At 70.9% G+C, this 21,545-nt stretch carries 21 protein-coding genes, 1 tRNA gene and 1 riboswitch; of the genes, 9 read left to right on the forward strand and 13 right to left on the reverse strand.

Annotation, left to right across the window (positions count from 1 at the left end):
• Positions 1–2: 2 nt before the first annotated feature.
• The gene (locus ACQP2O_RS00475) at positions 3–743 is read right to left on the reverse strand and encodes a DUF3662 and FHA domain-containing protein (protein ID WP_360882403.1); all 741 of its coding nucleotides are present in this window, start codon (positions 741–743) and stop codon (positions 3–5) included.
• Between the two features lie 107 nt (positions 744–850).
• On the opposite strand from ACQP2O_RS00475, the gene ACQP2O_RS00480 reads away from it, so the two are divergent.
• A tRNA-Leu gene (locus tag ACQP2O_RS00480) sits at positions 851–933 on the forward strand.
• 278 nt (positions 934–1,211) lie between these two features.
• Here the strand turns inward: ACQP2O_RS00480 and ACQP2O_RS00485 are convergent.
• Positions 1,212–1,694 (reverse strand): MarR family winged helix-turn-helix transcriptional regulator, encoded by a 483-nt coding sequence (locus ACQP2O_RS00485; protein WP_433179106.1) that lies wholly within the window; start codon positions 1,692–1,694, stop codon positions 1,212–1,214.
• Between the two features lie 165 nt (positions 1,695–1,859).
• Between ACQP2O_RS00485 and ACQP2O_RS00490 the strand changes: the two genes are divergently transcribed.
• On the forward strand, positions 1,860–2,507 hold the full coding sequence (locus tag ACQP2O_RS00490) for a nitroreductase family protein (RefSeq protein WP_433179108.1): 648 nt from the start codon (positions 1,860–1,862) through the stop codon (positions 2,505–2,507).
• A 27-nt stretch (positions 2,508–2,534) separates the two neighbouring features.
• Here ACQP2O_RS00490 and ACQP2O_RS00495 read toward each other — a convergent pair whose 3' ends face one another.
• The 5 genes from ACQP2O_RS00495 to ACQP2O_RS00515 form a co-directional block, all read right to left on the reverse strand.
• The gene (locus ACQP2O_RS00495) at positions 2,535–3,731 is read right to left on the reverse strand and encodes an FAD-dependent monooxygenase (protein ID WP_433179110.1); all 1,197 of its coding nucleotides are present in this window, start codon (positions 3,729–3,731) and stop codon (positions 2,535–2,537) included.
• 35 nt (positions 3,732–3,766) lie between these two features.
• A complete protein-coding gene (locus tag ACQP2O_RS00500; protein ID WP_433179112.1) occupies positions 3,767–6,646 on the reverse strand; it encodes a BTAD domain-containing putative transcriptional regulator in 2,880 nt (959 codons plus the stop codon).
• A gap of 72 nt (positions 6,647–6,718) precedes the next feature.
• The gene (locus ACQP2O_RS00505) at positions 6,719–7,486 is read right to left on the reverse strand and encodes an SDR family NAD(P)-dependent oxidoreductase (protein ID WP_433179114.1); all 768 of its coding nucleotides are present in this window, start codon (positions 7,484–7,486) and stop codon (positions 6,719–6,721) included.
• Between the two features lie 150 nt (positions 7,487–7,636).
• The gene (gene trxA / locus ACQP2O_RS00510; protein WP_433179116.1) at positions 7,637–7,915 is read right to left on the reverse strand and encodes a thioredoxin; all 279 of its coding nucleotides are present in this window, start codon (positions 7,913–7,915) and stop codon (positions 7,637–7,639) included.
• Positions 7,809–8,327: a MerR family transcriptional regulator gene (locus ACQP2O_RS00515; RefSeq protein ID WP_433179118.1), complete on the reverse strand. Its 519-nt coding sequence runs from the start codon at positions 8,325–8,327 to the stop codon at positions 7,809–7,811. The genes trxA and ACQP2O_RS00515 overlap by 107 nt, the downstream gene beginning before the upstream one ends.
• A gap of 232 nt (positions 8,328–8,559) precedes the next feature.
• On the opposite strand from ACQP2O_RS00515, the gene ACQP2O_RS00520 reads away from it, so the two are divergent.
• Complete coding sequence (locus tag ACQP2O_RS00520; protein ID WP_433191547.1) at positions 8,560–9,318, forward strand: sulfite exporter TauE/SafE family protein; 759 nt, start codon at positions 8,560–8,562, stop codon at positions 9,316–9,318.
• Between the two features lie 73 nt (positions 9,319–9,391).
• Here the strand turns inward: ACQP2O_RS00520 and ACQP2O_RS00525 are convergent, their stop codons facing one another.
• The 4 genes from ACQP2O_RS00525 to ACQP2O_RS00540 form a co-directional block, all read right to left on the reverse strand.
• Positions 9,392–10,405: a CU044_5270 family protein gene (locus ACQP2O_RS00525; protein WP_433179120.1), complete on the reverse strand. Its 1,014-nt coding sequence runs from the start codon at positions 10,403–10,405 to the stop codon at positions 9,392–9,394.
• Positions 10,402–10,980: an RNA polymerase sigma factor gene (locus ACQP2O_RS00530; protein ID WP_433179122.1), complete on the reverse strand. Its 579-nt coding sequence runs from the start codon at positions 10,978–10,980 to the stop codon at positions 10,402–10,404. Before ACQP2O_RS00530 ends, ACQP2O_RS00525 begins: the two co-directional genes overlap by 4 nt.
• A 102-nt stretch (positions 10,981–11,082) precedes the next feature.
• Positions 11,083–12,189: an alpha/beta fold hydrolase gene (locus ACQP2O_RS00535; protein WP_433179124.1), complete on the reverse strand. Its 1,107-nt coding sequence runs from the start codon at positions 12,187–12,189 to the stop codon at positions 11,083–11,085.
• Between the two features lie 105 nt (positions 12,190–12,294).
• Entirely contained in the window at positions 12,295–13,311 is a 1,017-nt protein-coding gene (locus tag ACQP2O_RS00540; protein ID WP_433179126.1) for a CapA family protein, read from the reverse strand.
• Positions 13,312–13,479: 168 nt separating this feature from the next.
• On the opposite strand from ACQP2O_RS00540, the gene ACQP2O_RS00545 reads away from it, so the two are divergent.
• Positions 13,480–14,340, forward strand: coding sequence for an Fpg/Nei family DNA glycosylase (locus ACQP2O_RS00545; RefSeq protein WP_433179128.1), 861 nt, complete (start codon positions 13,480–13,482; stop codon positions 14,338–14,340).
• A gap of 270 nt (positions 14,341–14,610) precedes the next feature.
• On the opposite strand, the gene ACQP2O_RS00550 is transcribed toward ACQP2O_RS00545, so the two are convergent.
• Positions 14,611–15,102, reverse strand: coding sequence for an SSI family serine proteinase inhibitor (locus ACQP2O_RS00550; protein ID WP_433179130.1), 492 nt, complete (start codon positions 15,100–15,102; stop codon positions 14,611–14,613).
• A gap of 42 nt (positions 15,103–15,144) precedes the next feature.
• Here ACQP2O_RS00550 and ACQP2O_RS00555 point away from each other — a divergent pair, with 42 nt between their 5' ends.
• The 5 genes from ACQP2O_RS00555 to ACQP2O_RS00575 all read left to right on the forward strand — a co-directional run bounded on the left by ACQP2O_RS00555 (position 15,145) and on the right by ACQP2O_RS00575 (position 20,248).
• Complete coding sequence (locus ACQP2O_RS00555) at positions 15,145–15,483, forward strand: rhodanese-like domain-containing protein (RefSeq protein WP_433179132.1); 339 nt, start codon at positions 15,145–15,147, stop codon at positions 15,481–15,483.
• 24 nt (positions 15,484–15,507) lie between these two features.
• A riboswitch (TPP riboswitch) is annotated at positions 15,508–15,624 on the forward strand.
• Entirely contained in the window at positions 15,615–16,943 is a 1,329-nt protein-coding gene (locus ACQP2O_RS00560; RefSeq protein ID WP_433179134.1) for a purine-cytosine permease family protein, read from the forward strand. It overlaps the preceding riboswitch by 10 nt.
• Positions 16,944–17,161: 218 nt before the next feature.
• Positions 17,162–19,027, forward strand: a complete 1,866-nt coding sequence (locus ACQP2O_RS00565) for a PAS domain S-box protein (protein WP_433179136.1) — start codon at positions 17,162–17,164, stop codon at positions 19,025–19,027.
• 201 nt (positions 19,028–19,228) lie between these two features.
• A complete protein-coding gene (locus ACQP2O_RS00570; protein ID WP_433190901.1) occupies positions 19,229–19,669 on the forward strand; it encodes an ATP-binding protein in 441 nt (146 codons plus the stop codon).
• Between the two features lie 102 nt (positions 19,670–19,771).
• Positions 19,772–20,248: a MarR family winged helix-turn-helix transcriptional regulator gene (locus ACQP2O_RS00575; RefSeq protein ID WP_433179138.1), complete on the forward strand. Its 477-nt coding sequence runs from the start codon at positions 19,772–19,774 to the stop codon at positions 20,246–20,248.
• A gap of 33 nt (positions 20,249–20,281) precedes the next feature.
• On the opposite strand, the gene ACQP2O_RS00580 is transcribed toward ACQP2O_RS00575, so the two are convergent.
• Positions 20,282–21,475, reverse strand: coding sequence for an arginine deiminase (locus ACQP2O_RS00580; protein ID WP_433179140.1), 1,194 nt, complete (start codon positions 21,473–21,475; stop codon positions 20,282–20,284).
• Between the last annotated feature and the right edge of the window lie 70 nt (positions 21,476–21,545).

Consider the following 21,545-nt stretch of genomic DNA (forward strand, 5'->3'; position numbering starts at 1 on the left):
AGCTACTCCCTATCGCGGCGGAACACCAGGGTTGTACGGCCCAGCGTCACACGTGCGCCATCGTGCAACGTCACGCGACGGATCGGCTGGCCGTTCACGAAAGTGCCGTTCGTCGACCCTAGATCAACCGCAACCACCTCCGGACCCTCGACTCTGATCTCGGCATGGTGCCGGGAAACGCCCGGATCGACAAGCCGAAGATCACAATCGGTGCCACGGCCGAGCAGCGTCACCGGGGTCGTCAGATCGTACGTGTGACTCGGCTGACCTTCCGTGCTCACGAGCAACCGCGGCCGGCCACCCGCGAACCCGCGCGGCGGCGGCGGCATGTCACTCATCGGCTGGCGGATCTCACCGCCCTCGACCGTCGAGCCACGGATGACGCCCGAACGGATCCGGAACATCCCCGTCCGCAGGTCATCGGCGTTCTCGAACCGCACCCGCACCGGCCCGACGAAGGAATAACCCTGCTCCTTCGCGTGCTCCCGGGCGAGATTGGCCAGCTCCTGGCTCAGGCTGTCGGCGTACACCTCCAACCGCTCACCGTCGGGGTGTGAGATCTCGACGACGAAGTCGTTCGGCACCAGCGTGCGACCCTGCGCCACGATCGCGGCGCGTTCGTCCATCTCGCGCTGAATGGCGCTGGCGACCTCGACAGGCTGGAGCTCCGACTTGAAAGCCCGCGCGAAAGCACCCTCGACCATGCCCTCGAGCCGACGCTCGAAGCGCTGTAGGACACCCACGTGCACCTCCCCTCTCCACTGCTAGACGATCGTATCTGTGCGTTGGTTCGTCCCGAGCAACCGATTCGGACCACCGGACGAATGGTGCTAACCTTTGGACGCGCCCAGGGCGGGTGGCGGAACGGCAGACGCGCACGGTTCAGGTCCGTGTGTCCGAAAGGACGTGAGGGTTCAAATCCCTCCTCGCCCACTCGGTGTCGGGGTCAGTATGGTCGCGGCTTTTGCCGCTTCCCGCTGGCCCCTTCGTCATTTCTTCCGGGGGACGACCCTCGGACCCCCGATGTGGGGGGCTTCGCCCCCCACGCCCCCCTTGTGGGCTGGCGTTGGTGATCGGGCTGGGTTTTCGCGGGTTCCCGCTTTTTTGGGGCTTTGCCCCTTGCCCCCCTCCTGGGCTTCGCTTCGCTTTGGGTTCGTTCGCTGGGGGTTCTAAAAGATCTACTGGGGTGTGGCTTTGTTGTGGGGTTGTGTTCACTGTGGCGAGCTGGGTCGGGTTGGGATGTGTAGGAGTTTGGTGAGGATCGTGCGGAGTTGGTCGCGCTCGGTGGGGGTCAGGCTGTGGAAGGTGTTCTCTAGGAAGTTCGGGGTCGCCGCCTCGGCCTCGGCCAGGCGGCGGCGGCCCTTGTCCGTGATGGTCACGGCGTACGAGCGTCGGTCGTGGGGGTTGCGCTCCCGGCGCACATGACCGGCCTTCTCCAGGTCGTCGCAGACGCTCACCATGACCGTGCGGTCGATGCGCAACTCCTCGCTCAGTGACTGCTGCGAACAGGGGCCGACGGCTTCGAGCATCTTCAGCACCAGATGCTGGCCTACGCCCAGACCGTGCTCACCGGCGTGCGCATCGGCGGCCCGTGCCACCGCGGCCGACGCTCGGCACAAGGCGATGTCCAGGCGCTCCGCCGCCAACCGCGGAAAGTAGGTCGGCTTCGGCGTGCGATCCGCTGCTGCTGTCATGGCCCGCATCGATCCCCTCGCTCGTTCGAGGATCGAACCTAGCAGCAACCGTCTGACCGCCGATTGTTTGACAGTAGATGATCTGTCGTCCTACGGTTTCGATCGTCTGTCCACAGATTGTTGGACGGCAGATGGACTGTCCCCTCGGCGGAGGAGAAGTGCGCCATGACCCTGGATCTGAGCCCCGACGAACTGCTGTCCACCACCCGTGCGGTGCGCAAGCGGCTCGATCTGTCCCGTCCGGTGCCCCGCAGACTGATCGAGGAATGCGTGGACCTGGCCACTCAGGCGCCCACCGGACGCAACCGCCAGCGCTGGCACTTCCTCATCGTCACCGACCACGACCGGCGGCAGATCGTCGCCGACATCTTCCGTCGCGCTCTGGCCGTCGGCGGCGGGCAACCGGTGAACGAACGCGACCTGCGCCGCATGAACGCTCACCCCGGCAGCATGGAGCGCATCCACGACGGGCTGCGACACCTGTACGACAACGTGCACCGCGTGCCCGCGTTCGTCATCCCCGCCGTCGAAGGACGTACCGACCGGGCGTCGGTGCTCGACCAGTCCATGACCTGGGGCTCCATCCTGCCCGCGGTGTGGAGCTTCATGCTCGCGGCCCGCGCCCGCGGCCTCGGCACCGTCTGGACCACCGCCCAGGGCCCCCTCGAGCGCGAACTCGCCAAGGCACTCGGCGTGCCGTACGACGAGGTCATGCTCGCCGCGTTCATCCCGCTCGCCTACACCATCGGGACCGACTTCAAGCCCGCTCGTCGCGTCCCGCGCGAGGAGGTCCTGCACTGGAACCGCTGGTAGGTGACCTCGGATCGATCATCCGTTGGTTCAGCGGCGGGCGAGGTCTCGGTAGTCCCGGAGGGTGATGTTCTCGGCGGCCTTGCGGGCGATCTTGGAGGCCATGTTCTTGCCGGGCAGGTAGGGCATGACCTTGTAGTAGCGGTTGAGGAACGCCGCCAGGGCGCGGCTGCTCGGGACCATGAGTTTGGCGACGCCGTCGCCCATCTTCTGGCAGCCCTTCGCGTACTCCCGCATCTCCTGCTCGTAGCGGGCGAACGCCACCCGGTGGTCGCCGTGGGCGGCGGCCAGTTCGCCGGCCAGGACGTACGCGCCGACCAGGGCGAGGCCCGAGCCCATGCCCGACAGTGAGGAGGGGCAGTACGCGGCGTCGCCGACCAGGGCGATCCGGCCGCGCGACCAGGAGTCCAGGTGGACCTGGCCGATCGAGTCGAAGTAGAAGTCGGGTGCGTACCGCATCTCGCGGAGTAGCCGGTCGCTCTCCCAGCCGTTGCCGGTGAACTGTTCGGTGAGGACGGCCTGCTGCCGTGCCACGTCGCGGCGGTCGAGGTCCAGGTCCGGTGAGCCGAAGTAGAACGCGGCCTTGGCCTCGGTGTTGTGGCGGGCGCTGTACAGGGCGACGAGGCGGTTTCCGGTGCGGTAGGCGTGTCCGGTGTGATCGAGGTCGAGGTGGTTGGACGTGGTGAAGATCGCGCAGTAGACGCCCAGGTGCTTCACGAACCGCTCTTCCGGACCGAAGGTCAGGCGGCGGGTGTTCGAGTGCAGGCCGTCGGCGCCGATGACCAGGTCGAACCTGCGCGGGGCGCTGCGCTCGAAGGTGACGTGCACGCCGTGGGCGTCCTCGGTGAGCGAGCTGATGGAGTCGCCGAAGATGTACTCCGTGTGGTCCTTTGTCGCGTCGTAGAGGATCCGGGACAGGTCGCCGCGGAGGATCTCGATGTCCCCGGCGAACAGGTCGGCGGGCATCTTGGCCACCGTGCGGCCCTTGTCGTTGACGTACGACATGTAACCCATGCCGGTCCGGGCGCGTTCGAGGTCGGCGAGGATGCCCATGCGGCGCAGGACCGTCAGGTGGGCCTCGCCCCGGAAGTCGACGGCGTACCCGCCGTCGCGGAGGGCCGGAGCACGTTCCACGATCGTGGGGGTGAAGCCGTGGCGGTGGAGCCAGTAGGCGAGCGCGGGGCCGGCGACGGAGGCGCCGGAGATCAGGACGTTGAGGTTCTTCATGCCGGTGAGCTTCGCGGGGAGCGCTCACCGGCGGCTCACCGTGCGCTCACCGCCTCGACGACGGTCTCGGGGAGCCCCATCGCGCGGAGGGACTCCGGGGTGGCCGTCCCCATCACGGCCGCCGCGGACTCGGCGGCCTCCCGGTAGCGCGCCCGCGCCGCCGTGTGGTCGCCGCGCGCCTCGGCGACGCGGCCCAGCCCGGCGAGCGTACGCACCCGGTTGCCGGCGCTCTTGATCCAGTGCGGGTCGAGCCGGTCCAGCGCCTCGTCGTACCGCCGGCCCGCCTCGGCCGGGTCCCCCGTCGACAGCGCGATGTCGCCGAGTCCGCGCAGGGCTGCCGCCAGGCAGGTGGCGCTGCCGGCGCGGCGGGCGAGACCGGCGGCCTTCTCGTAGTCGGCGCGCGCCGCTGCCGGGTCGTGCGCGAGGAGGTGATCACCCCGGTTGACGAGGAGGTCGGCGCTGTCCTCCAGGGCGCCGAGCCGTTCGGTGAGGGCCAGCGCCTCGTCGGTCAACGCGAGGGCCGTCGCCCGGTCCCCGCGCGTGCCCGCCAGGCCGGCGAGCGAGTCGAGGGCCAGCGCGGTGCCCCACCGGTCACCGAGCGAGCGGAACCCCTCGACGGCCGAGGCGAAGACGCGCTCGGCCGAGGTGGTGTCGCCCGCACCGAGCGGCCCGAAGCCGGAGACGTACCGCGCGGCCGCCCGCACCCACGGGTCGGAGCGTTCGCCCTGGGACGCCACCAGCGCGAACGCGCCGTGGGCGTCGCCATCGCCCGCGTTCCGCATCATCCACATGAGCAGGACGACCGGGTAACGGCCCGGCTCGGCGCCGGACCACGCGGCGGTGAGGGCCTTCGCGGCCGGGGCGCGGTGCCGCTGCCAGACCGGACGCCCGGTCGCGCCGGACGCCGCCGACAGCACGCACATCACGTACTCCTCGCCACGACCGGCGGGCGCGTCGCCGATCGCGTCGAGCAACGCCGTCGCCTGGGACGCGATCGACGCGGACGCGCCGCGGATCCACAGGTAGTGGGAGGCCGCGGCGATCAGGTCGAGGGCCGTCTCCCCATCCCCGGTCTCGACCGCCCAGCGCACTGCCGCGAGGAGGTCGCCGTGCTCGGCCGCGAGGACGGGCAGCCACTCCAGCTGTTCGGCCCGGCGCAGGTGCGGATCGGCGGTCCGCACCAGGTCCAGGAGATGCCGGGCGTGCGCACGCCGTACCGACTCGCCATCGCGCGTCGCGTCGAGCCGCTCGGCGGCGTAGGCGCGGATCGTCTCCAGCATCCGGTAGCGGCCGCCCGCGAACTCCAGGAGCGACTTGTCGAGCAGCGACTCCAGCGTGTCGAGGTCGGTGTCGCAGACGCGTACGGCGGACTCGGCCGTCGCGCCTCCGGCGAAGACGGCGAACCTGCGCGCCGCCCGTTGCTCGGGCTCGGAGAGCAGGTCCCAGCTCCACGCGACCACCGCGCGCAGCGTCCGATGCCGGTCGTCGACTCCGCGGCTGCCGCGCGCGGCGACACCGAGCCGGTCGTCCAGCCGTGCCGCGAGGTCGTCGATGTGCAGCGTCCGTAGCCGGGCCGCCGCGAGCTCGATCGCCAGCGGCAGGTCGTCAAGGGCCGCGCAGATCCGCCGTACGACCTCGGGGCCGGCGGTGAAACCGCGCTGGACGGCCTGGGCGCGGTCGGTGAAGAGGCGTGCGGCGGCCTGGGCGTCGAGCGGCCGCACCTGCACGAGGTGCTCGCCGATGACGCCGAGCGGCTCGCGGCTCGTCGCGAGGACGCGCAGGCGCGGGCAGGTCGCCAGCAGCCGTGCCGCGAGCGCGGCGGCGGCGTCGACGACGTGCTCGCAGTTGTCCAGGACGAGCAGGAGCACACGGTCCGACAGTGCGGTGATCAGCCGGTCCAGCGGCGTCTGCCCGCCGCTGCCCAGGTGGAGCCCGTTCTCACGCAGGCCGAGCGCGCCCAGCAGCGCCTGCGGCAGCCCCGCGCCGTCGCGCAGCGACGCCAGCTCGACGAAGCAGACCTCGTCGGCCACGTCACCGGCGACCTCGACGGACAGCCGGGTCTTGCCGACGCCGCCGGGGCCGATCAGCGTGACCAGCCGGGCAACGCGCAGCAGGTCGGCGATCTCGGCCACCTCGTCGTCGCGGCCGACGAAGGCCGTCAGCGGGACGGGCGGCGCGGCGGGCGACGGCGATGGGTCGGCGCTCAGCAGTTCCCGGTGCAGCGCGGTCAGTTCGGCCGAGGGGTCGGCGCCCAGTTCGTCGGCCAGGCGCCGTCTCGTCGCCTCGAACACGACGAGGGCCTCGGCCTGCCCGCCCTCGGCCGCCAGCGCCCGCATCAGCAGCGCCGCCGGCCGTTCCCGGAGCGGGTGGCGGCCGACCAGTTCGCGCAACTCGGGGACGCGGTTCTCGCCGAGCCGCAGCTCGGCCTCGATCCGGTCCTCGAGCGCCCCGAGCCGCTGCTCCTCGAGCCGTACGGCGGCGGCCTGCGCCGTCTCGCCCTCAGCGATGTCGGCCAGCGCGGGGCCCCGCCACAGCTCCAGCGCGTCGCGGAGCAGCGTGACCGCGCGTTCGGCGTCGCCGTCGCGCAGCGCCGCCCGGCCGTCCTGAGCCAGCCGCTCGAAACGGCAGGCGTCCACGTCGTCCGGTGGCACCGCGATCCGGTAGCCGGCCCCGGCCCGCTCGATCGCGGCCTCGGAGCCCAGGGCCGTACGGAGCCGGGACACCTGGGACTGCAGCGCGTGTGCCGACAGTGCCCCGTCCGGGTCGATCTCGTCGCCCAGCCGGTCGGCCGACACGACCTCACCAGGGCGTACGAGCAGCAGGGTCAGCAGCGCGCGGCGGGCCGGCCCACCCAGCGGAACCTCGGCTCCGTCGTCGCGCCATGCCCGGGTCTCGCCGAGGATTCCGAACCGCATGCCGGTGATTATCCACCGGTGAGGATCACTCCGAGGAGGGCGGGCACCGGCCCGCCCTCCCGTCGGCGCTGGTCATGGGGCGATCGGGCCGAGGTAGGTGCCGCCCGAGACGTCGACGGTCTGGCCGGTCACCCACCGCCCCTGCGGGCCCGCCAGGAAACCGACGACGTCGGCGACGTCCTCCGGCTCCCCGAGCCGCCCGAGCGCGGTGATCGCCTCGAGCTCGGCGACCACCTCGGGGATCGAGGTGTAGCCCGCGGTCAGGTCGGTCCGCACCGCGCCGGGCGCGACCGTGTTCACGGTGATGCCGCGCCGGCCCAGCTCGTTGGCCAGCGTCGGCGCCATCGACTCCAGGGCCGCCTTGCTGATCGTGTAGCCGATCTGGATGGAGACCGCGAACCGGCTGGCCGTCGAGCCCATGTTGATGATGCGGCCGCCGTCGTTCAACAGCGGCAGCGCGCGCTGGATCACGAAGAACGGCGTGGTGACGTTGATCGTGAGCAACCGGTCGAGCTCTTCGGGGGTGACCTGCGCGATCGGGCTGACCGGGCCGATGCCCGCGTTGTTGACCAGGATGTCCAGCCCGCGTCCCGCCAGCCCCGCGGTCAGGCCCTCGAACAGGCGGTCCACCGCTCCGTCGTCGCCGAACCGCGCCTGGACGGTGAACGCCCGGCCGCCCGCCTCCTCGATCCGCGCCACGGTCTCCTTGGCCGCCGCGTCGTTGTTGCCGTAGTGGACGGCGACCAGCGCGCCCTCGGCGGCCAGCCGCAGCGCGACCGCCCGGCCGATCCCCCGCGAGCCACCCGTCACCAGCGCCGTCTTGCCCGTCAGCATGCCCATCGCCCTGCTCCTCACTCAGTGGCCGGTCCTCGGTGGATCCGGCGATGGGGCAACAGTGGCGGGGACCCCTCACCGCCCACTCACCGCGCGCTCACCGCGTCGAGCCGGCCGCCGAACAGCGCGTGGACGGTCCAGGTGGAACCGGGAGCCTCAGATGTGGCCGGCCAGGTCGGCGAGGAGGCGGCGCTTGGAACGGGCGCCCATGATCTGCTGGACCACCTGGCCGTCGCGGTAGAGGTTCAGCGTGGGGAAGCCCATGACGCCGTACCGCTCCACGATCTCCGGGTTCTCGTCACCGTTGATCTTGGCGATCCGGAGGCGGTCACCGTACTCCGTCTCGATCTGCTCCAGGATCGGGGCGATCATCTTGCACGGAGGGCACCACTCCGCCCAGAAGTCGACCAGTATCGGCGTCTCGCCGCGGAGCACGTGCTCGTCGAAGTTCTCGCTGGTCAGCGTGATCATTTGTTCCCTCCGGGAAAAGGGCGCAGCCCGGGCAGGCCCGCGCCAGTTGGTCGGCCACATCGATCCGCCGCCTGATCAGGTCGCGGATCTCGGCGTCGATCTCGGCGAGCTTGCGCCGGTAGACGGCGACCGACTCCGGGCAGGCGGAACCCGTCGACTGGCCCGACCGCAGGCAGTCCACGAACGGCCGGGCGTCCTCCAGGGTGAAACCCGCCATCAGCAGCGAGCGGATCTCCACCACCAGGCGGAGGTCCGACTCGTCGTACTCCCGGTAGCCGTTCGCGGCACGGCGCGCGGGGAGCAGTCCCTGCTGCTCGTAGTAGCGGAGCGCGCGCGTGCTCACCCCGGCCCGCTCGGCCAGCTCACCGATCCGCATCGACCCTCCCTGATCGACGGCCGTCCGCGACGGTAACCCTTGACACCGGCGTCAAAGTCAAGCGGCCGGTGCCCGGCGATCGTATGCGCACTATCTGGCGTCTTGGTAGGTGAGACGCCTGTCTTGTCATGCGAGATATGGTCTAGAGTCGCGAGCCATGAGATCTCCCCCCAGCCGAGTCATCGTGGGGCTCGTCCTGACCGTCGCCGTCGCGGGATGCGCCGCCCTGTTCATGGTGTCCACCCGGCCGTGGGCGATGGCGGCCGTGCTCGCGGCGGGGATCGCGGCCGGCACGATCAACGCGATCGTCGGATCGGGATCATTGATCACATTCCCGACGCTGCTCGCCGTCGGCCTACCCCCCATCACCGCGAACGTCTCGAACAACATCGGCCTGGTCCCCGGCGGCGTCACCGGCGTCCTGGGGTACCGCGCCGAGCTCGCGGGACAGCGCGGCCGTCTCGCCCGGCTGGCCCCTGCCTCGGTGCTGGGTTCACTGATCGGCGGCTTGCTGCTGCTGAACCTGCCCGAGCAGGCGTTCACCACCGTCGTCACGGTGCTGATCGGCCTGTCCTGCGCCATGGTCGTCATCCAGCCCAAGCTCAGCCGCTGGCTGTCCGACCGGCCCCGGCGCGCGCACGGCGGACCCTGGCTCTTGCTGGGCGTGTTCGCCGGGGGCGTCTACGGCGGCTACTTCGGTGCGGCTCAGGGCGTGCTGCTGGTCGGCCTGCTCGGCATCTTCCTCGACGAGCACCTGCAACGGATCAACGCGGCCAAGAACGCCCTCACCCTGCTGGTGAACGCCACGGCGGCCGTGCTGTACATCCTGGTCGCCAAGGTCGACTGGTGGGCCGTGGCGCTCGTCGCGCTGGGGTCGATGGTCGGCGGCTACCTGGGCGCGCGCCTGGGACGCCGGCTCCCGACGCCGATCCTGCGCGGCGTGATCGTCTGCGTGGGCGTGGTGGCGATCGTCAAACTCGTCTCCGGTTGACCACGCACCGATGCCCTGTACGGACGCCTCGCCCGTACGGGGCATCGGTGATCATTGCTTCAGGCCATAGGCGTCAGGGGCGCTGGCCCGGCCGATCGACGATCGTCGGGGTGGCGTGCGTCTCGAGGTTGATGATGGCGCCCTTCTTGATCGTCGACCTGCCGTCCAGGGCCGTGGACGCGTGGTCCTTGACGGCGATGTCGCGCTCGCCCAGATACGCGTACGTCTTGGGATCGATCAAGATTTCCACGAACAGGTAGCCATTCTCGACGCGTCCCACCGCGATGGCCGGGCGTCCCTCCAGGTCGACGGTGTTCTTTCGCAGAGTGACACCGGAGATGCGGGCGATCGCTCGGTAGATCGCCGCCACGACCTTGGGCGGTGCCACGCCGTTCCGCAGGATCGCGCAGTACTGGCCGTAGAGCGCGGCCGCCCGCTCCTTCGCGTTCCTCGGCTTCATACCGCCGATGAACTCGTGGGAGGCGACGTAGGCGTCGAGGGCGGCCGGGTCCGTCGGCAGGGCGGCGAGCAGCGGATAGTTGTGCTTCCAGAGCTGATTGCCGTTCTCGATCCGGAGCTTCCCGTCGCCGTACTGGCCCTCCTGCGTCCGGGCGATCTGTGTGCCGTCGGCACGCCACCACGTGCGCTCGACGAACTTCACGAGCGGCGTCTTCGGGGTGTTCACGTGGGTTCCGATCGCGGGAAAGCGCTGGTGGGACTCCACGTAGATCCATTGGTCCGGGCGGGGCGCGAACGGCCGGGAGTCCGCGGCGCTGGCCGCGCGCTTCAGCAGGTCCTCGGCGTTGGCCACCGGGCCGGCGGGGATGATGGGGATCACCGGGCGCGGATGGCCGTGACCATCGGTGCCGCCGACGTTCTGCGCGATCGTGACGCTGGCGGCGATCGTGACCGCGAGGGCGCCGACGATGACCAGCCGGACACCCGTACGGGGCATCCGGAACGGCCGGCGCGACGGCCTCGTCGCCGGGACGCCCTGGGCGGCGGCGAGGAGGCGGCGGCGGCCTTCGATCACCGCGGTGGGGGCGGGCGGCGGGACTTCGGCGCACATGCGCTCGAGCTCGTTCATGGGTGAACTCCTTCGCCGACGATTCGGGGGTCGGTGCCGCCGAGCGCGTCGCGGGTCTTCTTCCGGGCCCGATTGAGCCGGGAGTGGACGGTGCCCTTGGCGATGCCGAGGGCGGAGGCGATCTCGTCGGCGGACAGGCCGCCGGCGGCGGTGAGCAGCAGGACGTCGCGCTGCCCGCGCGGCAGCCTGGCGAGCGCCGCCGCGAGTTCGCGGCGCATGCCCTGCGCGCTGACGCGCTCGGTGACGCGCTCGCTGGGGGACTCGACCGCCGGGTCGACGCCGGTCTTGGCGATGAGCCGCCAGAAGCGGTCCTCCGCCCGGTGGTGCCGTCCGACCAGGTGGGTGGCGATGCCGTAGAGCCAGGGCCGGGCGTTCGAGAACGCCGGGTCGTAGCGGGCCCGCTGCCGGAAGGCGATCAGGAACGTCTCGGCCATCAGATCGTCGGCCTCGTCGCGGCCGAGCCGCCGGGCGAGGTACCGGTGGATCGTCGCGTGATGCCGGTCGTACAGGGCCGCGAACCGCTCCGGTTCGCGCAGCGAGGCCTCGATCACCTCGGCGTCCGTCTCGGCGCTCACGGGCTTCTCGTCTCGGTCATGCGACCCTCTCGGGTGGGGGATGTCACCTGTTGTTGCCGCGGCCGGTGACGCCGCTTCCCCGAGCGTCGCGTACGGGACGGATCAGCTCCTCCGGCGGCCCTTCTCCCGGCGTGCGGCGCGCCCTCCGGGCAGGGGGCTGCGCTCAGGACGGAGGTGCGGGGCCGGATCCTGGCCATTGACGACGGTGGGCTCGGCGGGCGGTTCGATGCCGGTGGCGCGCCGGAGGAGGGCCCACAGGTGCCCGTTGACGTCGGCGGCGCGTTCGAGGGTCAGCAGGTGCCCGGCGCCGGGGATCACCGCGAGCTCGGCGCCGGGGATCTCCGCGACGAGGGCCTCGGCGTGCCGTACGGGCGTGATCAGGTCCCGGTCGCCGACCATGACGAGCACGGGCACGCGCCCGAGCGCGGGCAGCGCGGCCCGCTTGTCGTACGCGATGAGCTCCTTGTAGAAGTCGGCGATCACCTCGATGGGGACGGAGGCCATCAGCCGGGTGGTGACCTCGGCGACCTCCTTCGACACGCGGGCGCCGAAGAGGTACGACCGGGTCAGGAGGAAGGACATCCCGCCGAGCGGCCGCCGGGCGGCGTCCACCAGCCGGGCCTGGTGGCGGAGCGTGCCCAGTGTGACGGGGACCATGCGGTGCAGCACACGGGCCGTGCGCTCCGGCAACCCGATCGTCACGGAGGACAGGCCGCCGGAGGAGGTCGCGGCGAGGAGCACGCCGACGATCCGCTCGCCGAACAGCTCCGGGTGCGCCTCGGCGAGCCCCAGGATCGCCATGCCGCCCATCGAGTGGCCGACCAGGACGACCGGCCCCTCCCGTGCGGCCGCCTCGAGCACCGAGTACAGATCGCGGCCCAGTTGGTCGATGGTGGCGTTCGGCGGATCCCCCCAGCCGGATCGGCCGTGCCCGCGGAGGTCCCAGAGCACGGCGCGGGCCCGGCCGGCCAGCGCGTCCCGCTGGACGTGCCAGCTGGTGGAGTTGAGCAGGAACCCGTGGCAGAAGACGACGGTCACCCTGGCCTCGGCGGCCTCCTGTACCTCGACGTGCAGCCGGACGCCGTCATCGGCGGTGACCGTCGGCGTCCGGAGATCCGGCGGCCCCGCGTTCGGCCCCGCCCCGTCAGGAGATACGTTCGGCCACCAGGTGTGCCTGCCCAGCACCTTGGTGATTTCCGTGAACGACATGGCCACCTCCGCCCGTTGCCGCTCCCAGCTCTTTACGGTGGCCCCTAACAACAGTTTCGGTCATGGTGAAGGCATCGTCAAAGCGAGGGGCCGGATCGACGGAGCTCACGGCGTTGATGGCGGCGCCGTGGGGCGGCCCTCCGGCCATTCATCCGGTACGGGGCCTGCCACGGCGAGCCGTCCGTCCTCCTCCTCGGTGACGGTGGTGCCGAACGCCGCGCAGGCGGCGGCGAACCGCTTGTGGATCCAGGCGTGGTCGGCACCGGTGGCGAGACGGGTACGGGCGTACTCGAGCGTCAGCGGGACGGCGGTCAGCCGGGCGATCCGACGCCCCTCCAGTTTCACGTGGAACATGAGACCCAGATCGTTCCGCAATACCGGGTCCACGGCGTAGTCGTCGATGAGGTCGCCGAGGTCGTACAGGACGCGGCCGCCCACGCCGTGGAAGACATGCGCGGAGTGCCCGGCGACCAGCGTCGCCCCGGCGTCGACCAGCGCCCGCGCCGCCGTCCGTACGTAGCGAAGGGGCTCGGTGGTCATGTTCGGGCCCCAGTGCGCCAGCACGAGCACGAGGACCCCGTCGGCGGCCAGCGCGTGGATCCGGTCGGTGAGCCAGGCCGGGACCTCGCGGCGCAGGTCGGCGTACGCGACCCCGGGGCGGTCGCCGGCGGCGAAGTCGGACGGATGGTCGGTGACGCCGAGGACGGCCACGCGGGCGTCCCCGAGGTGGAAGAGGGCGGGTTCGCGCGCCCGCGGCAGGTCGGGTCCCGCGCCGACGGCCCGGATGCCCGCGTGGGTCAGGTGCGCGAGCGTGTCCGTCAGAGCCTCGTGGCCGTAGTCCAGTGCGTGGTTGTTGGCCAGCGTCACGCCGTCGATCCCCAGGTCTGTGAGGGTGTCGACGGCTCGCGGCGGGGCGCGGAAGTGGAACGGTTTACCGGGGGCCGGCCAGGGGTGGCCGCGCGCGGAAATACAGCACTCGAGGTTGATCAGCGACAGGTCGGCGGAGCGGAACGTCCGCCGCACCTCGTCGGCGAACAGCCCGTACGGGCCCGACGCGGCGATTCGCTCCGCGACCCCGCGTCCCAGCATCGTGTCGCCGCCCAGGGCGACGGTGATGGCCACGCCGGACTCCCCCTATCAGGATCGCCGTGCGGGCCGCGCCCGGCCAAGGGCCGAAGGTCCCGCCCGACGATCGAGGCGCAGTTCTCCCGAGCGGCCCGGCCGCGATGTTCTCCGGGCGGCCTTGCGGCGATCGTCCACAGCCTGTGGACGGAGCCGTACCCTGGGACCATGCCGGAGCTGCCGGAGGTGGAGTCCCTCGCCGCCTTCCTGCGCGAGCACGCCGTCGGGCGGGCGATCGCGCGGATCGACGTGGCCGCCATCTCGTCGTTGAAGACGTACGATCCGCCGATCACCGCGCTGAACGGCCTGACCGTCACCGGGGTCGCACGCCACGGTAAGTTCATCGACCTGGACGTCGACGGCCTGCACCTGGTCTTCCACCTGTCTCGCGCGGGCTGGCTGCGCTGGAAGGACGCGTTGCCGCCGGCGCCGCCCCGGCCGGGCAAGGGCCCGCTGGCCCTCCGGGTGCACCTCGACGACGGATCCGGGTTCGACCTGACCGAGGCGGGCACCCAGAAGCGGCTCGCGGTCTACGTCGTGCGCGACGCCGCGGAGGTCCCAGGTGTCGCCTCGCTCGGCCCGGACCCGCTCGCCGACGGTTTCACCGCGGACACGCTGAAGGGCATCCTCGACGGCCGGCGCACCCAGATCAAGGGACTGCTGCGCGACCAGAGCGTGATCGCCGGCATCGGCAACGCCTACTCCGACGAGGTCCTGCACGTGGCGCGGATGTCGCCGTTCAAGCTGGCGGCGAGCTTCACGGACGAGGACGTCGCGACGCTGTACGACGCGATCGTCCGTACGCTCGGCGATGCCGTCGAGCGCTCCCGCGGCCTGGCGGCCAAGGACCTCAAGGGCGAGAAGAAGGAGGGCCTGCGGGTGCACGGCCGGGCAGGTCAGAAGTGCCCGGTGTGCGGCGACACGATCAAAGAGGTGTCGTTCGCGGACTCCGCCCTGCAGTACTGCCCGACCTGCCAGACGGGCGGCAAGCCCCTGGCCGACCGCCGGATGTCCCGCCTGCTCAAGTAGGCCGCGCGCGGCGAGCGGCAGCACGTCATCGCCGGAGCCGGGCACCTCGTGTCAGGGGGTTGATTGAAGCTGAAAATCGTTCAACCTCAATGAACACGCCTGACAACACCCCCTCGGCCCGCCTCGGGCGATGCGCCTGCCGATCCACGATCCCAGACTCCTCAGCGGGCTGCCGGACCGTACGTCAGCGCGTGGCCGCCGCCCTCGCGGGCCGACGTCGACCGTGTCAGCGGACGGCCGCGGCCCTGCCGGAGCGTCGGAGGTCCGTGCTCAGCGGACCGGCGGGTGCGGACCGAACAGCACGCCCAGGGTGCCCCACCGCTTGATCTCGCAGCCGTTCTTGCGGCTGAACGTCGAGTCGACCTTCTTGCCGTTCCAGGTGCCCGTGACCGTGGCGGTCTCGGGGCCGCCGTAGATCTGGGTGCACATCACGTTCTTCGGCGTCGGGGCGAACGGGTCCTGGCCCGCCGCGCCCGCCGCGGTGAGCGCAGCGCACGCCTCCTTGGCCTTGGCCAGGTCGCCGCCGACAGGGTCGCAGGTGAGCGTCCGCGTCTTGGCCTGCGCCGTCTGCGAGTCGCGCACGGTGATGGTCAGCCGGGTCTTTCCCGCCCGCCCCGGCGCCGATGATCCAGGGGTGGACGGCCCGCTCGGCTTGACCGTCGCGTTGTCCTGCCCGCTGCCGCAACCGCCCAGCAACAGGGCGGCGGCGATGCCGGGGATGGCGACGGCCGCTGGTCCCAGTCTGGTTAGAGATTGCCTCATGACGATTCGACGCCGGGCGCCGGCTCGTGGTTCCGTTGACTTGTGAATGCCTTCAGGGACCAGGTTCCCGCCGTTGAGGTCGCCAAGGTTCCGGACGACGCATACCTCCTGGACGTGCGCGAACTGGACGAATGGCAGGCCGGGCACGCGCCTCGCGCGATCCACATCCCCCTCAGCCAGCTCGGCGCCCGCGCGTCCGAGGTGCCCACCGGCGAGGACGTCTTCGTCATCTGCCGGTCGGGGGCCCGGTCGGCGTCGGTGGTCATGGCGTTCAACAACGCCGGCTGGAAGACCGCGAACGTCTCGGGCGGCATGCACGCCTGGGTGGCGGCGGGCCGTCCGATGGTCAGTGAATCGGGCAGCGAGCCATACGTCGCCTGACGAGGTACATTAACGGCGGAAAAGTTCAGACCTCGCGGGAGCTCGGGCGACGACCGGGCTGAGAGGGCGGCTACGCACGTGCCGCCGACCGCTCGAACCTGACCGGGTAATGCCGGCGTAGGGAGTGTGCCTTGAGCACTGCCGTCGACGAACGTCCTCTCGACAACGAGGCCCCGTACACCCTCGACCAGCCCGCCCCCAAGGTCCTCAGCTTCTGGGACCAGAGCGCCTTCTGGGCCAACCTGGGCGTGAGCCTTCTCGCCTTCTCCGGCGCCTACTCGGTGCTCGCGCCGGACGCCCAGGGCAACCCCCGGCTGCCCATCGTCGCCGGGATCGTGGCAATGATCGTCGGCACCGTGATCGGCGGGATCATGCTCGGGCTGGCGGCCGTGTCGGGCACCCGCGCCGGCGTCCCGGCGATGATGATGCTGCGCGGCCTGTTCGGCACGCGCCTCTCGTACATCCCCACCGTGATGAACATCCTGCAGATGATCGGCTGGGGAACCTTCGAGCTGGTCACGATCGCGGGTGCGGCCAAGGAACTCTTCGGTGGCGGCCCGCACTGGGCGTACGTCATCGTCGCCGGCGTGATCACGACCGTGCTGACCATTTGGCCGCTCGGCTCCGTCCGGGTCCTGCGCCGGTACGTCACCGCGGCGGTCGTCCTGGCCCTCGCCTACTTCTACGTGCAGCTCGTCCGCCAGCCCCTGCCGAACCTCACCCACGGGTCGTGGAGCCACTTCTGGATCGGCGCGGACGCCGCGCTGGCCGTCTCCATCTCCTGGGTGCCCATGGCGGCCGACTACACGCGGCACTCCCGCTCCGAGCGGGCGGCGTTCGGTGCCGCGAGCGTGGCGTACGGGCTGACGCAGGTCGTCGCGTACGTCCTGGGCCTGCTGGCGCTCGCCCTGGTCGCCGGCGACTCGTCCAAGGTGTTCGGCCCGTTCCAGCACGTCGCCCTCGGCACGCTGTTCTTCGCCGTGTTCGTCCTGCGTGAGGTCGACCAGTCGTTCGCGAACGTCTACTCGACCGCGGTTTCGATCCAGAACCTCGTGCCCCGCGTGGACCGGCGGCTGCTCACCATCGCGCTGGGCGCCCTGACGACGCTGCTCGCCCTCGTCCTGAACATGAACAACTACTCGGGCTTCCTCACGCTGATCGGGTCGGTGTTCGTACCGATGCTCGGCGTGCTGGCCGTGGACTTCTTCTGCTTCACCGGACGGCGTGGCTGGGACGTCTCCGGCCGGGCGCCCGCCCGCTGGGGGATGGTCGTCGCGTGGGCGGCGGGCATCGCGACGTACCAGCTCATCAACCCCGGTCAGGTCGGATGGTGGTCGCGGATGTGGACGCACGTGCAGAGCACGCTGCACTTCACTCCGGCGGACTGGATGAGCGCCTCGCTCCTGTCCTTCGCCGTCGCGGCGGCGGTCACCGGCGCCATCGGCCTCATTCGCCGATGACCGGGAGGTCGGTCGGGGTTGGTTGGTTGGGGAAGAAGAGCCCCAATCGCACGTCACGGCGTCGTCGCGCCCGTCATGATGGGGATACGGAGTGGCGGGAGGCGATCACGATGGCGCAGTGTGATCACGACTGGGTGCAGACGGCGCCCAACCAGAAACGATGCCGCAAGTGTGGATTGGTGCTGACCTTCGCATAGGGACGCGGCGCGGGTGGCACTATGGGCCGCGTGAGCTCGTCTGACGCGATGATGCGGGCGGCGGTGGCCTCCTCCGCCGACGCGATGATCGCGTTGGGGGCCGACCAGACCGTCCAGCTGTGGAACCCTGCCGCCGAGCGGATGTTCGGCTGGACGGCGGAGGAAGTGCTGGGCCGGCCGATGCGCATCGTCCCCGAGGAGCACACCGCGGAGCACCGCGCCGTGCTCGAACGGGTCCGCGAGGGCGGCCACATCTCGTTCCTCACCCGGCGGCTGCACCGCGACGGCCGACTGATCGACACCCGGGCGGTCGCCAGCGCCATGCGCGGCGAGGACGGTGAGTTCCTCGGCTGGGTCGGCCTCTACCGCCCGGTGCGGGAGGACGAGGCCGTTCAGCACCAGACCGCCGAGCGCATCCGTCTCGTGCGGCGGCTCAACGACGTGGTGGCCGACCTCAACACCGAGCTGGAGCTCCCGGCGGTCCTCGACCGCGTCACGTCGGGTCTCATCGAGCTCACCGGCGCGGACGCCGCCGGCTTCGTCGTCATCGAGCAGGCCACCAACACCCTCCGGCTGGTCAGCATGACCGGGCTGCCCCGGCGGCTGCGCGGGGCGACCGCCGACCTCCGCTCCAGCCTCGTCGGCGAGCTGCTGCGCTCCGGCCGTACGGTCATGCTGGCCACGGCCGACACACGCAGCCTCAGTGACCTGATCTGGTCCGAGCTCGATGGCCTGCACACGATCGCCGTCGGCATCTCGAACGTCCAGGGCAGCCCGTACGGCGCGTTGTACGCCCTGTTCTCCCGGCGCAAGGCGGGCCACATCGAGCTGGAGCTCCTCGAGCTGTTCGCCGGGCACGCCGGCGTCGTCCTCGGCAACGCCATGAACTACGCCGAGGTGGTCCGGCAGCGCAGGCACGAGCGGGCGGTGATCGAGGCCAGCGCGGACGGCATCGCGGTGCTCGACCGCGACGGCGTCGTCCAGCGGTGGAATCCCGCGGCGCACGCGATCACCGGCCTCGCCGCCGAGGAGGTCATCGGCCGGCCGCTGCCGTTCGCGCTGCCGGCTCCGGGCGGAGAGTCGACGATTCAGCTGGAGTCCGGCACCTGGCTGAACGTCCTGCACACCGAGATCGAGGGCCACGACGAGGTGGTCGTGGACTTCCGTGACGTCACCGAGGCCAAGTCCCTCGAAGCGGCCAAGGACCTCTTCCTGTCCATGACCAGCCACGAGCTGCGCACGCCGATCACGGTCGTGCAGGGGTTCGCCAAGACGCTGGTCGACCGGTGGGAGAAGCTCGACGAGGCCGACCGGCGGCGCGCGGTCGCGACGATCGCCGACCGCGCGGACGCCCTCGGCCGTCTCGTCGACAACCTGCTGTACTCCCGCGCGGTGCCGAACGGGCTGAGCGTCACGAGCGAGCCGTTCGACCTGGGGCGGCTGCTGCGCGGCGCGGCGTACGGCTTCCGCGGCGTGTCCGAGCGTCACCTGGTCGAGCTGGAGATCGCCGAGGACCTGCCGTCGGCTCTCGGCGACTCGATGGCGACGGACATCATCGTCGGGCAGCTGCTGGAGAACGCGGTGAAGTACTCACCGGAGGGCGGCGTGATCACGGTCCGTGCGGGCGTCGACGGCGACGCCATCGTGGTGGCGGTGGAGGACGACGGGATCGGGATCGCCGCCGGTGACCGTGAGCGCGTCTTCGAGCGTTTCGTCCAGGGCGAGGCGGGGGACCGCCGTCGTTTCGGGGGCCTCGGACTCGGGCTGTACATCGTGCGCCGGCTGGCCCGTGCGCAGCACGGCGAGGTCTCCGCACACCCGCGTGCGGACGGGCTGGGAGGCACCTGCATGCGGTTCACCCTCCCCCGATTTGGTAACTCTGTGTGACAGGTCATACTGGTGCATACCGCTCAAATGGGCTGATCTTCGCAGCGTGGCGGAGGTCACAGTTACACGTGGTGTTGGTAACAGATTCCTGTGGCGCGGTTTCCAGGTTTTTTAAGCGGGCATTTCGGTTGTAACCGGGGTGACCACGTAACGGGGAGTATCCGGGAGCCAGTGCCCGGGGAGGTGAGGGTGTCGAGCGTCGTGTTCCTGCCACATGCGCCGTCCAGCGTCTCGGGCGTGCGAAAGCGCCTGTGCGCCGACCTGCTCGCGTCCGGTGTGTACGAGGAGGTCGCGGACGACGCGGCCGTCATCATCAGCGAGCTCATCAGCAACGCGCTGCGTCACGCACGCCCTCTACCGTCCGGGGAGATTCGCGTGTCCTGGAGCCGTGACGGTGACCTCATCCAACTGGCCGTCAGCGACGGCGGCTCGATGACCGAGCCGCGGCGGACGCGCGCCGCCCTATCCTCGCTCGGTGGCCGCGGGCTCAGCATCGTCGAGACGCTCTCGGAGGGCTGGGGCGTCTCCCATGAGGACGACGGCACCACCGTCTGGGCCAGCCTCCGCGCCACCCAGTCGGCCAACGGCCACCACCTGCCCGGGATCCACCCGATGAAGATCGCCTTCGACCCCTCCTTCTGAGTGTTACGCGGCGACGAGGCGCCCCTTCCCGGGAGAGGCGCCGTTCGCCGTGCTCTCTCGTTCACCATGTATCTTGGCGTTCAAGACGAATTGAGGGCTTGGATGTCGAGCGAACCCAGTGATGATCTCCGGCGGGCCGTCGGCGAGGAGATGCAGGCGATGCAGGCGGCCGTCGACGCCTATGACGACGCCGCCGCACGGGTCCTCGGCGTCAACCGGACGGACCTGCGCTGCCTCGAACTCCTCATGCGGCACGGCGCGCTGACCCCCGGCCGCATCGGACCCGAGCTCGGCCTGACCACCGGCAGCGTCACGGCGATGCTCGACCGGCTGGAGCGCCTCGGCTACGCGACCCGGTCGCCCGACCCCGGCGACCGGCGCAAGGTGCTGGTCACGATCACCGATACCGCCCGCGAGAAGGCATGGCGGCTGTACGGCCCGTTCGCCACCGAAGGCGACGCCCTCATGCGGGAGTACGGCGACGCCGACCTCGAAGTCCTGGCCGGCTTCCTGCGCCGCTCCCGCGAGCTCTACGAACGGCAGCTGAAGCGCACCCTCGAGGAACACGCCGGGCAGTAGCGCCGGGCGCGCTCCTCGGACGGCGCGATCGGCCTACACCGGGTCGCGGAGGATCGGGCAGGACATGCAGCGCGGGCCGCCCCGGCCGCTGCCCAGCTCGCTGCCCTGGATCCGGATGACCTCGATGCCCGCCGCCTCCAGGCGCGCGTTGGTCTCGACGTTGCGCTCGTACGCGACCGCCAGGCGCGGGCCGATCGCGAGGGTGTTGTTGCCGTCGTCCCACTGCTCGCGTTCGGCGGTCACGGGGTCGAGACCGGTGTCGATCACCCGGAGCCGGTCGATGCCCATCGCCTCGGCCGCGGCCTCCAGGAACGGCCGGGCCTGCGAGACGCGCAGGTCGTCGTCGCCCTTGGTCACCGTGTAGGCGACCAGGGAGTAGGCCACGGCCGGGTACATCACGACCTTGTCGACGTCGACCATCGTGCAGATGGTGTCGAGGTGCATCGTCGCGCGCTCCTGCGCGATCGGCACCGCCAGGACCGTGTGCGCGAGACCGGCGTCGAACGCGCGGCGGGCGATCCGCTCCACCCCGGCCGGGGTCGTACGCTCGCCGGTGCCGATCGCGAGCACGCCGGGGGCGAGCAGGAGGACGTCGCCGCCCTCGATGTGCTCCAGCCCCGGGGCGTACAGCTGCTTCGTGCCCTCGAACCGCGGGTGGTACCGGTAGATCACCCGGGTGAGGGCGGTCTCACGGCTGCGCGCCCGCATCGCGAGGCTCGTCACCGCGACCTGGTCGCCGACCCACACGCTCGAGTCGCGGGTGAACAGGACGTTCGGCAGTGGGTCGATGACGAAGTCGTGCCGGTCCATGAGCCGGTACACCAGGCCCCGTCCGGTCTTCAGCTCCTCATGGGCGAGCCCGGCCACGAGCACCTGGGTGAGGTCCTCGGTGGTCAGCTCCGCCAGGTGGCTCTCTAGGAGGACGCGGAGCTGGTCGCCGAGTCGCTGGTCGCGGAGGACGTCGGCGATCGCCTCGTCGCGCGCGTTCTGGTACTCCAGCGTCTCCTGGAGCAGCTCGGTGAGGTAGAGGACTTCGACGTCGTGGTCGCGCAGGGCCTGCGCGAAGGCGTCGTGCTCCTGCTGGGCCCGGCCGACCCAGGGGATGCCGTCGAAGAGCAGTTGATCGTTGTTGCGGGGGGTGAGTCGCTTGAGCTCTGGGCCCGGTCGGTGCAGAAGGACCGTGCGGAGGCGACCGACCTCGCTGTCGACGCGATGCGCATGAGTCACATGAGGAGCTTAACCGGATATTCCGCCGCTGACCTTTTCAGATCACCCTGAACCGGCCAAAGTCTCCGCA

It is taken from the genome of Actinoallomurus sp. CA-150999 (assembly GCF_050942425.1).
Classification (GTDB): Bacteria; Actinomycetota; Actinomycetes; order Streptosporangiales; family Streptosporangiaceae; genus Actinoallomurus.

Excerpts from the sequence above, each read along its gene's own strand:
- ACQP2O_RS00485 (WP_433179106.1), bottom strand. The coding sequence starts at position 1,694 with ATGACAGCAGCAGCGGATCGCACGCCGAAGCCGACCTACTTTCCGCGG.
- ACQP2O_RS00490 (WP_433179108.1), top strand. The coding sequence starts at position 1,860 with ATGACCCTGGATCTGAGCCCCGACGAACTGCTGTCCACCACCCGTGCG.
- ACQP2O_RS00495 (WP_433179110.1), bottom strand. The coding sequence starts at position 3,731 with ATGAAGAACCTCAACGTCCTGATCTCCGGCGCCTCCGTCGCCGGCCCC.
- ACQP2O_RS00500 (WP_433179112.1), bottom strand. The coding sequence starts at position 6,646 with ATGCGGTTCGGAATCCTCGGCGAGACCCGGGCATGGCGCGACGACGGA.
- ACQP2O_RS00505 (WP_433179114.1), bottom strand. The coding sequence starts at position 7,486 with ATGGGCATGCTGACGGGCAAGACGGCGCTGGTGACGGGTGGCTCGCGG.
- ACQP2O_RS00515 (WP_433179118.1), bottom strand. The coding sequence starts at position 8,327 with ATGCGGATCGGTGAGCTGGCCGAGCGGGCCGGGGTGAGCACGCGCGCG.
- ACQP2O_RS00520 (WP_433191547.1), top strand. The coding sequence starts at position 8,560 with ATGGTGTCCACCCGGCCGTGGGCGATGGCGGCCGTGCTCGCGGCGGGG.
- ACQP2O_RS00525 (WP_433179120.1), bottom strand. The coding sequence starts at position 10,405 with ATGAACGAGCTCGAGCGCATGTGCGCCGAAGTCCCGCCGCCCGCCCCC.
- ACQP2O_RS00535 (WP_433179124.1), bottom strand. The coding sequence starts at position 12,189 with ATGTCGTTCACGGAAATCACCAAGGTGCTGGGCAGGCACACCTGGTGG.
- ACQP2O_RS00545 (WP_433179128.1), top strand. The coding sequence starts at position 13,480 with ATGCCGGAGCTGCCGGAGGTGGAGTCCCTCGCCGCCTTCCTGCGCGAG.
- ACQP2O_RS00550 (WP_433179130.1), bottom strand. The coding sequence starts at position 15,102 with ATGAGGCAATCTCTAACCAGACTGGGACCAGCGGCCGTCGCCATCCCC.
- ACQP2O_RS00565 (WP_433179136.1), top strand. The coding sequence starts at position 17,162 with ATGGGCCGCGTGAGCTCGTCTGACGCGATGATGCGGGCGGCGGTGGCC.
- ACQP2O_RS00575 (WP_433179138.1), top strand. The coding sequence starts at position 19,772 with ATGTCGAGCGAACCCAGTGATGATCTCCGGCGGGCCGTCGGCGAGGAG.